This is a genomic window from Pseudomonas sp. TS_SC_3, from assembly GCF_056156225.1.
Genome location: NZ_CM149586.1, coordinates 3,119,821 through 3,134,785, shown reverse-complemented (window position 1 = coordinate 3,134,785; position 14,965 = coordinate 3,119,821). Strand labels below are relative to the sequence as shown.

Here is a 14,965-nt window from a genome sequence, read left to right as displayed (position 1 = left end):
TTGGCTTCAAGCGCGGCGCTGCAGTGCTCGGTTATGCCGGCGTGGTTCAGTTGCTCGACAGGCGGTCGCCGCGTTCAAAACGCCAGGTGCGGATGATTTCCAGGCGGTCAGCATCGGCGAGATCGCCGGTGAAGGGCGCGAACGGAGCGGCCAAGCGCACGATGCGCAGGGCGGCTTGGTCCAGCAGTGGCTGCCCGGAAGACTCCAGGACCAGCACTTCATACAAGGTGCCGTCGCGATTAATTGAGACCAATAAGCGCAGGTTGCCGTAAATGCCCTGGCGGCGTGCATCGTCGGGGTAGTTGAGGTTACCCACGCGTTCGACCTTCTTGCGCCACTCATCCTTATACCAGGCGCCCTTGTCGCGTCTGGTTGAGGCGGCGTTAAGGCGGACGATCTTCGGCCGCTTGGCATATTGCTGAACCTCCTGGGCCAGTTCGGCTTCCAGGCTGGCGATCTCCGACGACAGTTGTGCGCTGTCAAATACCAAGGTTGGCTTAGCGGGGGGCGTGGGCTTGGTTTCTTCGCGTTTGACCGGGGTTTTTTGTTGTTGCGGGCTGCGGGTGGCCACGGCGGCCTTCGGCGCTTGTTGGCTGGCAGCGGGTTGCGACGGGGCTGCGGGTGGCGTAACGCGTTTGACTTCGCTGTCCTGAAACAGCGCCTGCTCGGTGGTTTTGGGAGCGGCTTTGTGTTCCAGGGCGCCGCTGCCTTGCTGGTTATCCTGAGCAAGAAAATCCGCCTCTTTAGGCGGCTCTTCGCTCTTAAAGGTGGACAGGGTGATTTCCAGGGTTTTGCTGATCTCGCTGGGTTCGGCCAGGGTAAAACCCAGGCCGAGAATCAGCGCGGCATGCAGTACAGCGGCGAGGAACAGGGTAAAGCCCAGGCGGTCCGCCGGCTGTACGCCGGCGCTGGAAAGTTCAGGGGGTTGGGCTGCTGCGTTCATCGCATTTCGGGTCTGCTCAGGTTGCCGCGCAGTCTGCCGAGGACGCATGGAAAAGTCTATGAAGCACTGCGCGCATTGAGCTTCTCGGCGATTTTGTCCATCAGGCGTTCGCCGATGCGCGTATCGAAGGCGGCGTCGATCTCACGGATGCAGGTCGGGCTGGTGACGTTGATCTCGGTCAGGTGCTCGCCGATTACGTCCAGGCCCACGAACAGCAGGCCTTTCTCGCGCAGGGTTGGACCTACGGCAGCCGCGATTTCACGGTCGCGTTCGGTCAGCGGCCTGGCTTCGCCACGCCCGCCGGCGGCAAGGTTGCCGCGCGTTTCGCCGGCCGCCGGAATGCGCGCCAGGCAATAGGGCACCGGCTCACCGTCGATCATCAAGATGCGCTTGTCGCCATCTTTTATGCCCGGCAGGTAACCCTGGGCCATGATCTGCTGCTGGCCGTGGTTGGTCAGGGTTTCGAGAATCACCGAAAGGTTGGGATCGCCCTCGCGGTGACGAAATATCATCGATCCGCCCATACCATCGAGTGGTTTGAGAATGATGTCACGCTGCTCGCTGGCAAACTCGCGCAGAATGTCGGCTCTGCGACTGACGATGGTCGGCGGGGTGTATTGGCTGAACTGGGTGGCAAAGTACTTTTCATTACAGTCGCGCAGACTTTGCGGGCGGTTGACCACCAGTGTGCCGGCTTGCTCGGCTTGTTCCAGCAGGTAGGTGGAGTAGACGAACTCGTTATCGAAGGGCGGGTCCTTGCGCATCAGGATCACATCCAACTCGCTTAGCGCGACATCCTGCTCACTGCCCAGCTCGAACCAGCGTTGCGGGTCGTTGAACACCTTAAGCTCTGCAAGCCGGGCACGTGCTTCACCCTTGGCTTGGTAAAGGTCTTTTTGCTCCATATAAAAGAGGGTCCAGCCGCGCGCTTGAGCGGCCAGCAGCATGGCCAGCGAACTGTCCTTTTTGAAGGCGATCTGGGCGATGGGATCCATGACAATGCCGAGGCGGACGCTCATGGCGGTGTTCTCCGTAAAATGGCAGTGATTAAGTGTGCTAAGGCGTAATGTGGCGTCAGGGTGGCGCTGACAAGTCGGGTGGTCAAGGAAAAACCTTGGCCCCGTGCGGCTTATAGATTGCATCTAGAGAGTGTGCTAAAAAGGCCCGGGTATTGGGTTGTAGCCCATCGGTGGCAGGGCCTCAGGCGCACTGATATAACGCAAAAATAACGACTCACCGAGGCGATGGTAGGGCAAACATGGAACAGCATTCCGAGGGTTTGAGGGTGATGGTGATCGACGATTCGAAAACGATTCGTCGTACCGCGGAAACCCTGCTGAAAAAGGTGGGCTGCGAGGTAATTACCGCAGTTGATGGCTTCGATGCCTTGGCAAAGATCGCTGACACCCATCCAAATATCATTTTTGTCGACATCATGATGCCGCGGCTCGATGGCTATCAGACATGCGCCTTGATCAAGAACAACAGCGCTTTCAAATCCACTCCGGTGATCATGCTGTCTTCCAAAGACGGCCTGTTCGACAAAGCTAAGGGCCGTATCGTCGGCTCCGATCAATACCTGACCAAGCCTTTCAGTAAAGAAGAGCTGCTCGGGGCGATCAAAGCCCATGTGCCTGACTTTGTACCGGTGGAACAAGCGTCCTGACGCCCGGCTAAACAGCTGCGCGTCGTTTAAAAGTATTGGGAAACACCATGGCTCGAATTCTGATTGTTGATGACTCCCCGACTGAAATGTACAAGCTGACCGCCATGCTGGAAAAGCACGGCCATCAGGTACTGAAAGCGGAAAACGGCGCTGACGGCGTTGCCCTGGCCCGCCAGGAAAAGCCCGATGCCGTGCTGATGGATATCGTTATGCCGGGCCTCAACGGTTTCCAGGCAACCCGCCAGCTGACCAAGGATGCGGACACCAGCCACATCCCGGTCATCATCGTCACCACCAAGGATCAGGAAACCGACAAGGTGTGGGGCAAGCGCCAAGGCGCTAAGGATTACCTGACCAAGCCGGTGGATGAAGACACCTTGGTTAAAACTTTGAATGCGGTCTTGGCTGGTTAAAACCGATTCAGTGCGCAACTAAAAAAGCATAAGGCCGCAGCTGGCATGTCGGACGCGCAAACACCATTTCAAACCCTCCTGGACATCGACACGCTCTGTCGCGCGCTGGCGGCTGGCTTGCCTTCGCAGCAGGCCGTTGTGCAGACCTGGAGCGGTATCGGTTTTCGCATGGGCGAGCGCTTTTTTGTGGCGCCCATGGGCGAGGTTGGCGAGGTGCTGCATGAGCCGCGCCATACCCTGCTACCTGGCGTGAAGAGCTGGGTGAAGGGCGTGGCCAACGTGCGCGGCCGCTTGCTGCCAGTGATGGACCTGTGCGGCTTCTTCGGTAATGACTTGTCGCCGCTGCGCAAGAAACGCCGCGTGTTGGTGGTGGATCACCAGGATGTCTTTGCCGGCCTTACGGTCGATGAAGTATTCGGTATGCAGCATTTCCCTGTGGACACCTTCTCCGAGCAGCTGCCGCCGCTCGAAGCGTCCATCACCCCTTTTATCCACGGAGTCTTTCAACGTGAACAGCCCTGGCTGGTGTTCAGCCCACACGCGCTGGCCCAAAACCCGGGTTTTCTCGACGTGGCGTATTAACAGTTTATCGGTGGGGTCGGCATTGCCGGCCTTTTGGCGTTACATGGGAACCGTAGTGCGGTCGGTCCAGGCGGGGGCCAGTAAATGAAAAAACTAAATGCAGGTAATTTGTTAGCAGGTGCGCGCAGCAGCACATTGATCGCGGGGTTGTTTATCGCCCTGATCGTGTCGATTGTGTTGTTGTTCGCCAACTTCGCCTACATCAACACCCAATCCAACTACGACACGGAGTACATCGGTCACGCCGGCGAGTTGCGCGTTCTGTCCCAGCGTATTGCCAAGAACTCCTCCGAAGCTGCAGCCGGTACGCCAGAAGCATTCGGTTTGCTGCGTGACGCCCGTAACGACTTTCAGGCGCGTTGGGGCTATTTGACCGACGGTAACCCTGAAACCGGCTTGCCAGCCGCCCCCGAGTCACTGCAACCGCAGATGGCTGCAGTGCAGCAGGACTGGGATACGCTGCGGCAGAACACCGACGCCATCCTGGCGAACGAGCAGACCGTGCTGTCGCTGCACCAGGTAGCGGCCACCCTGGCCGAAACCATTCCGCAGCTGCAGGTCGAGTATGAAGAAGTGGTCGACATTCTGCTGGAAAGCGGCGCGCCGGCTGCGCAGGTCTCGGTTGCTCAGCGTCAGTCCTTGCTGGCAGAACGTATCCTCGGTTCGGTCAACAAGGTACTGGCCGGTGACCAGGACTCGGTACAGGCCGCTGACATGTTCGGCCGTGATGCCAGTCTGTTCGGGCGTGTATTGAATGCGATGCTGGAAGGCAACGCCGCCATGGAAATTGCCCAGGTGAGCGATGCTGAGGCACTTGAGCGTCTGGCAGAAATTTCCGAACTGTTCGAGTTCGTTTCCGGTTCGGTGGACGAGATTCTCGAAACCTCACCTGAACTGTTCCAAGTGCGTGAGTCGGCGAACGTGATCTTCACGGTTTCGCAGACCCTATTGGACAAAGCCTCTGACCTGGCTGCCGGCTTCGACGGGTTGGCCACTGGCCGCACCCTCAATACCTTAATCGGTTATGTGTTGGCCGCCCTGGCACTGGGCTCGATCATCCTGATCGGTCTGGTCATGGTGCGTGAAACCAACAGCCGCCTGGCGTCCACTGCCGAGAAAAACGAGCGTAACCAAACGGCGATTCTGCGTCTGCTCGACGAAATCGCTGACCTTGCTGACGGTGACTTGACCGTGGCTGCGACGGTAACCGAGGACTTCACCGGTGCCATCGCCGACTCCATCAACTACTCCATCGATCAGCTGCGTGACCTGGTCGCCACGATCAACCTGACCGCCGTTCAGGTAGCCGGTGCAGCCCAGGAAACCCAGGCCACGGCGATGCACTTGGCGGAAGCGTCCGAGCACCAGGCCCAGGAAATTGCTGGTGCGTCGGCGGCAATCAACGAAATGGCCGTGTCGATTGACCAGGTATCGGCGAACGCCTCGGAGTCCTCTGCGGTAGCAGAGCGTTCCGTAGCCATCGCCAACAAGGGCAACGAAGTGGTGCACAACACCATCACCGGCATGGATAACATCCGTGAGCAGATCCAAGACACCTCCAAGCGGATCAAGCGCCTCGGTGAATCGTCCCAGGAGATTGGTGACATCGTTAGCCTGATTAACGACATTGCTGACCAGACCAACATCCTCGCACTGAACGCCGCGATCCAGGCTTCCATGGCCGGTGACGCGGGTCGAGGCTTCGCCGTGGTAGCGGACGAAGTACAGCGCCTCGCAGAACGTTCGTCTGCGGCAACCAAGCAGATTGAAGCACTGGTTAAGACGATTCAGACCGACACCAACGAAGCCGTTATCTCGATGGAGCAAACGACTTCCGAAGTGGTGCGCGGTGCGCGTTTGGCGCAGGACGCCGGGGTGGCACTGGAAGAGATCGAGAAGGTATCGAAAACCCTTGCGGCCTTGATTCAGAACATCTCCAACGCTGCTCGTCAGCAAGCCTCTTCGGCGGGCCATATTTCCAACACGATGAACGTGATTCAGGAAATTACTTCGCAAACCTCATCCGGTACCACGGCCACCGCCAAGAGCATTGGTAACTTGGCCAAGATGGCCAGTGAGATGCGTAAGTCGGTATCCGGCTTTACCTTGCCGGGTGGGGAGCAGGCTTAATCCACTGCCGTGCGACGGGTTGAAAAGCCTGTCGCACCGAGGCGATGGCCGTGAGCGAGGGGCACAACATGCGGTCAGGCGTTTGGGCCTTGCAGCCCCTAGCAGACATGACAGCCACGGAATTTCGTGACTGGCAGGCCTTGCTTGAGGAACGCACTGGCGTTGTTCTCAATGAGCAGCGGCAGGTGTTTCTGCAAACCAACCTCAGTGCACGCATGCGCGAGCTGGGTGTGGTGGATTACGCCACGTATTACCAGCAGGTAACCGACGGCCCGCGCGGAGCGGTGGAGTGGTCGACCCTGCTGGATCGTCTGACCGTGCAAGAAACCCGTTTCTTTCGTCATCGCCCCTCCTTTGATGTGCTCGAGGGCTATTTGCGCGAGCGTTTGCAGCAGGGTATGACCCGGCCATGGGCGCTGTGGAGTGTGGGATGCGCCAGTGGCGAAGAGCCTTATTCACTGGCCATCAGTGCAGCCGAGGTGCTGCGCGAACATGAACACCCGGATCATTTTGGGGTAACAGGCACCGACATCAGCCTGAATGCCCTGAGCAAAGCGCGGGATGGCCAATATGGCGCGCGCCGTCTGGAGCAGTTAGATGCCGATCTGTGCCAGCGCTACTTCCTGGCCCAGGACGATGGACGTTTCAAAGTGCAGCCGAGTCTGGCCGCGCGGGTGTGTTGCGCACGGCTCAATGTATTGGAGCTGGCCAAGGCACCTATGTCCGGAATGGACGTTATTTTTTGTCAGAACTTGTTGATCTATTTTCGTCGCTGGCGTCGCCGCGAGATCCTCAACCGCCTGGCCGAGCGCCTGGCGCCCGGAGGACTGCTGGTGGTGGGAGTGGGCGAAGTAGCAGGTTGGCAGCATCCGGAGTTGATCCCGGTGGCCGACGAGCGAGTGCTGGCGTTTACCCGCAAGGGATAAGGCAGAGCCAAGTATATGAGTGGAGTGGCTATGGGTGATCGGCACGATTATGTCGCCCTGGAATGGGTCAAGGGCGAGATCGCGGAAACCCTCAAGCAGGCGCGACAGGCGCTTGAGGCGTTCGTCGAGAATCCCCAGGATGCCTCGCGCATGCGTTTCTGCCAGACCTATGTGCACCAGGTGCTGGGTACCCTGCAGATGGTCGAATTCTTCGGTGCGGCGCTGCTGGCTGAGGAAATGGAGCAGCTGGCCGGCGCCCTGATTGATGGCCGGGTGACCAACCAGGGTGAAGCCCTGGAAGTGCTGATGCAGTCGATTCTGCAGCTGCCGGTCTACCTGGACCGTATCCAGACGGCTCGCCGCGACCTGCCGATGGTTGTGCTGCCTCTGCTCAATGACCTGCGCGCCGCGCGTGGGGAAAAACTGCTCTCGGAAACCAGCCTGTTTGCCCCGGATATGTCCGGCGCCACGCCAGCGCTGCCCCATGAAACCATTGACCAGCTGCGCACTGCCGAACTGCCGGTGTTGCTGCGTAAGCTGCGGCAGATGCTGCAAATGGCACTGGTTGGGGTTATTCGGGGGCAAGATGTGCCGACCAACCTGGGCTATATGGCGCGGGTTTTTGCGCGGCTGGAGAACCTTTGTAAAGATTCACCGCTCGGGCCGCTGTGGCAGATCGCCTCGGGTGTGGTCGAGGGGCTGGCCAACGGCAGCGTGGCCAACGGCTCGTCTGTGCGTACCCTGTTGCGCCAGGTCGACAAAGAACTCAAACGCCTGCTTGAACAGGGCGCCGATGGCCTGAACCAGCCAGCGCCTGTTGAACTGAGCAAGAACCTGTTGTTCTACGTGGCTAAATCGTCGGCGCAGTCGCCGCGCGTGCGCAGCCTTAAAGAGCAGTACCGCCTCGACGAGGCATTGCCAGACAGCGATATTGTCGACGAGGAGCGCGCCCGCCTGGCAGGCCCTGATCGTGATGCCATGCGCTCTGTTGTGGCCGCACTTTGTGAAGAGCTGGTGCGGGTCAAAGACAGCCTCGATTTATTCGTGCGCAGCGACCGTACTCAAGTCACCGACTTGGAGACACTAGCCGCTCCGCTCAAGCAGATTGCCGACACCCTAGCGGTCTTGGGCTTTAGCCAGCCGCGCAAAGTTATTGTGGATCAGCTTGATGTCGTCAATGGCCTGGTCAAAGGCCAGGGTGAGCCGAGCGACGCGGTATTGATGGATGTTGCCGGCGCCCTGCTGTACGTCGAAGCAACCCTGGCCGGCATGGTCGGCCCTGCCCAGGATGGCCGCCGCGAAGAAAGCCACCTGCCCACCACCGACGTGGCACAAATTCACCAGTTGGTGATCAAGGAAGCGCGTAACGGGCTGGAGCAGGCTAAAGACGCGATCATCGAATTTATCGCCTCGCAGTGGAACCACGAACACTTGGCCCGCGTGCCCGAACTGTTAACGCAGGTGCGCGGCGGCTTGGCGATGATTCCCCTGCAGCGCGCCGCTGAGCTACTTAACGCCTGCAACCGCTATATCCAAGAGCAGTTACTGGCACGCAAAGCGGTGCCCAACTGGCAAAACCTCGATACCCTGGCGGATGCCATAACCAGCGTCGAGTACTACCTTGAGCGCTTGAGTGAGGACCACGCCAGCCAGGGCGACCTGATCCTTGACGTGGCCGAAGAAAGCCTGGAAAACCTCGGCTACCCGCTGAAAGAAAAGCCGTCGATTCTTGATCGTGTCGAGCCGCCGCTAGAAAGCTTCGCGCCACTGGCCGATCCGCTGGACGATATGGACGTGCTCAGCGCCGAGCCTGAGCAACTGAGTGATAGCGAACTCAACCCATCGCCTGCTGGTGATGAGCTGCTCAACCTGGATTTCTCGGACGAGTTCAGCATTGAGTTTGCCGATCTGGATTCAGCAGCACTGCAGCCACCATCGACTGACAGTGAATTGATCGACTTCGCCAGCGATCTGACTGATGTCGAGCCGCTGCCTATGGCTGAAATGCCGGAGGAACCGGCTTTTGCAGGTGAAGAGCTGCAACTGGGCAGCTTTGATCTGGATGACAGTGATAGCCCAGCCAACTGGAACGAAGCGGAACTGGCTGCCCTCGAGTTACCTGAGGTCGCCCTGCCCAGTGCACCGCTGATTGAAGATCCAGCACAACCTGTCGCCGAAAAAGCCCTGTCGTTGGCCGATGTGATGGCCGCGCCCGTGCAGGCGATCAACCCGCCCGCGCATGATGTGCCACCCAGCTTGCTGCCACCCCCGGCCGATGAAGAACCGCTCGATGAAGAGCTGTTGGAAGTCTTTACCGAAGAAGTGGGCGAAGTACTCGAAACCATCGCTGAGTACTTTCCACAGTGGTGCGCCGACACGGATAACAAAGAGGCGCTGACCGAAATCCGTCGTGCCTTCCACACCCTCAAGGGCAGTGGCCGCATGGTCCGCGCGTTGGTCATTGGTGAGTTGGGCTGGTCGATTGAAAACCTGCTTAACCGCGTGCTTGACCGTAGCATTAAACCTGGCGCCGACGTGCAGCAGGTCATCGCTGATGTAGTCGCCCTGATGCCAGCCCTGGTCGATGAGTTTGCCAACAAGGCCCAGCGCCAGCGTGACGATGTTGATCACCTGGCGGCTACTGCCCATGCGCTGGCTAAAGGCCAAACCCCGGTAAAACCGCAGGCCGCGCCCGAGCCGGTCGCGCAGCCCGAGGGCCGCCCAGTTGTTAGCGCCTCGCCTGTTGAAGACGATGAGGGGCTGGACCCGCAGTTGCTGGAAATCTTCCGCAATGAAGCCGAGATGCACCTCGATACCCTGGTTGGCTTCCTGGCTGACTGTGCCCAGGAACTGCCGCAGCCCGTTACAGATGATCTGCAGCGTGCCCTGCACACGCTCAAGGGCAGCGCGTCGATGGCCGGTATTCTGCCGGTGGCCGAGATTGCCTCGCCGCTGGAGAAGCTGGTTAAGGAATTCAAAACCAACTTAATTCCCATGGATTTGGCCGAAGCGGAGCTGCTCAGCAGCGCGGAGAAACTTTTTCGTTTGGGTCTTGAACAGCTGGAAAGCCAACCGCTTGCTGAGTTGCCGGGCGCAGTCGAGTTCCTTGAGCGCGTGCAAAAGCTGCACAACGAGCGTCTCGAGCATGCCGAGAACAGCCGCCAAAGCGAGCCGGGTGGTGAAAAGCGCGACCCGCAGATGATCGGCATCTTCCTCGCCGAAGGCATGGACATCCTGCTCGATGCCGAAGACTTGCTGCGCAAATGGCGCGAACACCCATCTGAGCGCCAGGAACTGAGTTCCCTGCTGGACGAGCTGACCACCCTCGGCCGCGGTGCCGAGATGGCCGAGTTGCCGCAGATTGATGAACTCTGCGAAGCCCTGCTCGACCTCTATGGTGCGGTCGAAGAAGGCCGTCTGGCCGTCAGCGAGCGCTTCTTCAGTGAAGCCGAACAAGCCCATGAAGCCCTGATTGGCATGATGGATCAGGTCGCTGCGGGCTTGCAGGTTAGCGCTGCGCCTGAGCGCGTGAGCGCGCTGCGCGATTTGCTGATGCAAGCGCTGGACCCTAATACCCTGGCTCTGCTGTCCAATAACGGTGCGGCCGGTATCGAGATTGTCGAGCTGGCCGACGCCACCGCCGCACTCGAAGCGCTCAGCCTGGCTGAGCCGGATGAGCTAATTGAACCATTCGCGCTTGAAGCCGCCGACGGCGAAGAGTGGCCTGCGCCTACCGATGCGGTCAGCGAGGCCCATACCGAGCCGCCGGCTGCTGCGCTTTACGAATCGCTCGATGAAGAAATGGTCGCGATCTTCCTTGAGGAAGCCGTCGATATCCTGGACAGCTCCGGTCAGGCGCTGGAGCGCTGGTTGGCCGACCCGGACAACAAAGCCGCACTGTCCTCGCTGCAGCGTGACCTGCACACCCTCAAGGGGGGCGCGCGCATGGCTGAGATTCGTCCGATTGGTGATCTCGCCCATGAGCTTGAATCCCTCTACGAAGGCTTGGTTGACCGCCGCTACAGCTTCTCGCAGCCCTTGGCGAGCCTGTTGCAACAAAGTCATGACAGCCTTGCGCACCTGTTGGAGCAACTGCAGGCGCGCACCGCCATGCCCCTGCCTGAGGAGTTGATTGAGGCTATCCGCAGTTTCCGTCAGAGCGGCGGGCAGACCTTGCCAGCCAACGTGGAAGCCCTTGCGCTTGAAGCCGAAGCCGAAGCCGAAGCCGAAGCGTTGCCGGTGAGCGAGTTTGAATGGTCTGCATCTGATGATTCCAGCGAACGGTTGGACGTTGACGAGGAGATCGATTTTGCAATCCTTGCGGACACGCCGCAGGAAACCGAAGTAAGCGAACTACCAGGCTTTGAAGAACAAACGCTTGAGCCTGAACCTGAGCCCGAAGTGGAGCGTGTGGCGCCGCAGACGATTGAGCCCGCGCCCGAGGCCGTGGCGGCCTCTACTGGCGTTGATGACGGGCGCGATCCAGAGTTGGTGGAAATCTTCCTTGAGGAAGGCTTCGACATCATCGACAGCGCCGGTGCGGCGCTGCAACGCTGGATGGACGACGTCAATAACAGCCTTGAGCTGGAATCCTTGCAGCGTGATCTACACACCCTCAAGGGTGGCGCGCGCATGGCTGAAATCCGCGAAGTTGGTGACCTAGCCCACGAGCTTGAGTTCCTTTACGAAGGCCTTGGCGATGGTCGTTTACGCGCCAGCCAAGCGTTGTTCAGCTTGCTTCAGGGCTGTCACGACAGCCTGGCAGAAATGCTTGAAGCGGTGCGCGCTAAGCATGACGTGCCCAGTGGCGATGCCCTGATCGAAACCATAAAGCGTTTTCGCGCTAACCCGGATGAACAGCTGAGCATGCCGTCCTCGGTTGCCCTCAAGGCCGTCGAGGCGCAGCAGGATGACGATGCTGAATCGGATATCCTCGACATCTTCCTTGAAGAAGCGGATGACCTGCTCGAAGCCATGGAAGTGGCTATCGGCCGCTGGGAGGCTGACCGTGAAGACGGCGCCGCCATCGACGACATGCTGCGCATTCTGCACACCCTCAAAGGGGGCGCGCGCCTGGCCGGGCAGAAACGCCTAGGCGACCTCACCCACAACCTTGAACAACACCTGACCGAAGCGCAGGTTCAGGGCGCGCCGTGGCCGAAAAGCTTGTTTGTTGATGTGCAGTCGGGTTTTGAAGGCTTGCAGCAAGAGCTTGAGCTGCTGCGCCAACGCCTGAATGCCAGCCTGCTTGACGAGGCCGCGAGTGCGCAAGCGCCGGCCGCTGAGCAAGCCGCGCGCCTGCCGCAGCTGAGCTCACCTATTGTCGCGGCCAGCGCCATGCCCGCCAAAGAGCTGGTGGCCAAGGTGCTGCCGTTTGTGCGCCGTGCCGAAGAGGCTGCGCAAGAAGCCGCTTCCCGTCGCGCGCCGCAGGAGCTGGTTAAGGTCCCTGCCGAGTTGCTTGAAGGCCTGGTTAACCTGGCCGGTGAAACCTCGATTTTCCGGGGCCGGGTCGAGCAACAGGTGAGCGACTTCAGTTTCACCCTGAGTGAAATGGAAGCCACCATCGACCGCGTGCGCGACCAGTTGCGTCGCCTTGATACCGAAACCCAGGCGCAAATTCTCAGCCGTATTGAGGCTGAAGCCGAGCGGATGGGCTATGAGGATTTCGACCCGCTGGAAATGGACCGCCACTCGCAATTGCAGCAGCTCTCGCGCGCCCTGTTTGAGTCGGCCTCCGACTTGCTCGACCTGAAAGAAACCCTGGCCGCGCGTAACCGCGATGCGGAAACCCTGTTGCTGCAACAGGCGCGGGTCAACTCCGAACTGCAGGAAGGCCTGATGCGCACGCGCATGGTGCCTTTCGACCGCCTGGTGCCGCGCCTGCGCCGTATCGTGCGGCAGATTTCCGGTGAGCTGGGCAAACAGGTTGAGTTTGTCGTCGGCAACGCTGATGGCGAGATGGACCGTACCGTACTCGAACGGATCGTCGCGCCGCTGGAGCATATGCTGCGCAACGCCGTCGACCACGGCATTGAAGCCGCTGATGTACGTCGTGCTGCCGGCAAGCCGGAGCAGGGCACCATTCGCCTCGGGTTGGGCCGTGAGGGCGGCGATATCGTGTTGACCCTCGCCGATGACGGCGGCGGCATTCGCCTGGAGGCGGTTAAGCGCAAAGCCATCGAGCGCGGCTTGATGGGCGCCGACTCGGACCTCACCGACTACGAAGTGCTGCAGTTTATTCTTGAAGCCGGTTTCTCCACCGCCGAGAAGGTCACGCAGATTTCCGGCCGTGGCGTCGGTATGGACGTGGTCCACTCCGAGGTCAAACAGCTGGGCGGCTCGATGAGCATCGAGTCGATTCCGGGCGCTGGCACCACGTTCACCATTCGCCTGCCGTTCACCGTGTCGGTTAACCGTGCGCTGATGGTGCTCTCGGGTGAAGACCTCTATGCCATTCCGCTGAACACCATCGAAGGCATCGTGCGGGTCTCCCCGTACGAATTGGAAGCCTACTACGCGCCGGATGCACCGCGCTTCGAGTACGCCGGGCAGAGCTATGAGCTGCGCTACCTGGGCGACCTGCTGAATAACGGCCAACAGCCCAAGTTGGTTGGCCAGAGCCTGCCGCTGCCGGTGATTCTGGTGCGCTCCAAGGAGCACGCCGTGGCCGTGCAGGTTGACTCCCTGGCCGGTTCACGCGAGATCGTGGTGAAGAGCCTCGGCCCGCAGTTTGCCGGTGTCCCCGGGATTTCCGGTGCGACTATTCTCGGTGACGGTCGCGTGGTGGTCATTCTCGATCTGTTGGCGACCATTCGCGTGTTGCACGCGCACCTGCTCATTCAGCAGCAGCCGCGCCAGCTCAAGCAATCGGCCACGGCGGCAGAGATCGAAGCGGATCGGCCGACCCTGGTCATGGTGGTCGACGACTCGGTCACCGTGCGTAAGGTCACCAGCCGTCTGCTCGAGCGTAACGGCATGAACGTGCTGACCGCCAAGGACGGTGTGGATGCCATCTCGCAGCTGCAGGAGCGCAAGCCCGACATCATGCTGCTGGACATCGAAATGCCGCGTATGGACGGTTTCGAAGTGGCCACCCTAGTGCGCCACGACGAAGGCCTGAAAGATTTGCCGATCATCATGATCACCTCGCGTACCGGTGAAAAACACCGTGAGCGGGCCATGAGCATCGGCGTTAACGAGTACCTAGGTAAGCCTTATCAAGAGTCCTTGCTGCTCGAAACTATTCAACAACTGGTGGGCCGCCGCCCGGTAAACCGCACATGACTGAGAAAACTGCTGCCCGTATCGCAGTGATTGCCGACACCTCGCTGCAGCGCCATGTGCTGCAGCAGGCGTTAACCGGCAGCGGCTATCAGGTGGTGATGAACAGCGATCCGGTCCGTCTTGACCAGGAAACCCTGAGCGCCTGCGAGACCGACCTGTGGTTGGTCGATCTGGCGCAGTCAGACGATTCGCCGCTGATCGACAGCCTTATGGAAACGACCCTGGCGCCCGTTTTGTTTGGCGAAGGCCATGCCCCCGAGCGTCATTCGGAAAACTACCCGCGCTGGGAACGCCGCCTGTTCGGCAAATTGAAGAAGCTGGTTGGCGATCCGTCTCAGGCTGTCGGCCCAAGCCTGGAAGCCTTACTGGCTGACGCGCAGCGCCCATCGCGCCTGGATCTGCCGGCGGCTTTAGCCGATACACCACTGGTGGCCGGTGAGCCGGCACGTCAGGTGTGGTTGCTGGCGGCCTCCTTGGGCGGCCCTGCTGCGGTAAAAGCCTTTTTGGATGCCTTGCCGGGCGGTCTGCCGGTGGGCTTCGTGTATGCACAACACATCGATGCAAGTTTTGAGAACAAGCTGCCGCAAGCGGTGGGGCGACACAGCCAGTGGCACGTTAACCCAGCGCGAGACGGCGACGCATTGCGTTGTGGTGAAGTGGTGGTGGTGCCGATCAGCCATGAGCTGGGCTTCAATGACCAAGGCCAGATGCAGATCGCCGAGCATGGCTGGCCAGAACCCTACAGCCCATCGATTGATCAAATGATGCTCAATTTAGCCCAGCATTTCGGCGCAATGAGCGGCGTGATCGCCTTCAGCGGGATGGGCAGCGATGGCACGGCGGCGGCGGCTTATGTACGCCGTCAGGGCGGGCTGATCTGGACCCAGCGTGCCGACAGTTGCGTCTGCCCTAGTATGCCGGACAGCCTGCGTGAAGGCGGCTACAGCAGCTTCAGCGGTGACCCGCGTGAGCTGGCAGCAGCCCTTGTCACCCACTTGGCCGAGCAGTGCCGTTAATCCAG

9 protein-coding genes are annotated in these 14,965 nt (G+C 60.1%); 7 read left to right on the top strand and 2 right to left on the bottom strand.

Features of this window, described 5'->3' with window-relative positions; all coding sequences use genetic code 11:
* Nucleotides 1-46 precede the first annotated feature (46 nt).
* Entirely contained in the window at nucleotides 47-943 is an 897-nt protein-coding gene (locus AC0J6G_RS14810; RefSeq protein WP_475248938.1) for an energy transducer TonB, read from the bottom strand.
* 56 nt (nucleotides 944-999) lie between these two features.
* A complete protein-coding gene (gene gshB / locus AC0J6G_RS14805) occupies nucleotides 1,000-1,962 on the bottom strand; it encodes a glutathione synthase (protein WP_475248937.1) in 963 nt (320 codons plus the stop codon).
* Nucleotides 1,963-2,201: 239 nt separating this feature from the next.
* On the opposite strand from gshB, the gene pilG reads away from it, so the two are divergent.
* The 7 genes from pilG (at nucleotide 2,202) to AC0J6G_RS14770 (ending at nucleotide 14,960) form a co-directional block, all read left to right on the top strand.
* Nucleotides 2,202-2,609, top strand: coding sequence for a twitching motility response regulator PilG (pilG, locus tag AC0J6G_RS14800; RefSeq protein WP_160012893.1), 408 nt, complete (start codon nucleotides 2,202-2,204; stop codon nucleotides 2,607-2,609).
* A 47-nt stretch (nucleotides 2,610-2,656) separates the two neighbouring features.
* Nucleotides 2,657-3,022, top strand: coding sequence for a twitching motility response regulator PilH (gene pilH, locus AC0J6G_RS14795; protein WP_090250086.1), 366 nt, complete (start codon nucleotides 2,657-2,659; stop codon nucleotides 3,020-3,022).
* Between the two features lie 45 nt (nucleotides 3,023-3,067).
* A complete protein-coding gene (locus AC0J6G_RS14790; RefSeq protein WP_475248934.1) occupies nucleotides 3,068-3,604 on the top strand; it encodes a chemotaxis protein CheW in 537 nt (178 codons plus the stop codon).
* An 84-nt stretch (nucleotides 3,605-3,688) separates the two neighbouring features.
* Nucleotides 3,689-5,734 carry a methyl-accepting chemotaxis protein gene (locus AC0J6G_RS14785; protein ID WP_475248933.1) on the top strand — a complete coding sequence of 682 codons (2,046 nt, stop codon included), beginning with the start codon at nucleotides 3,689-3,691 and terminating at the stop codon, nucleotides 5,732-5,734.
* Nucleotides 5,735-5,802: 68 nt separating this feature from the next.
* Complete coding sequence (locus AC0J6G_RS14780; protein WP_475248931.1) at nucleotides 5,803-6,660, top strand: protein-glutamate O-methyltransferase; 858 nt, start codon at nucleotides 5,803-5,805, stop codon at nucleotides 6,658-6,660.
* Between the two features lie 30 nt (nucleotides 6,661-6,690).
* Entirely contained in the window at nucleotides 6,691-13,944 is a 7,254-nt protein-coding gene (locus tag AC0J6G_RS14775; protein ID WP_475248929.1) for a hybrid sensor histidine kinase/response regulator, read from the top strand.
* A complete protein-coding gene (locus tag AC0J6G_RS14770) occupies nucleotides 13,941-14,960 on the top strand; it encodes a chemotaxis protein CheB (RefSeq protein WP_475248927.1) in 1,020 nt (339 codons plus the stop codon). The genes AC0J6G_RS14775 and AC0J6G_RS14770 overlap by 4 nt, the downstream gene beginning before the upstream one ends.
* Nucleotides 14,961-14,965: the final 5 nt, after the last annotated feature.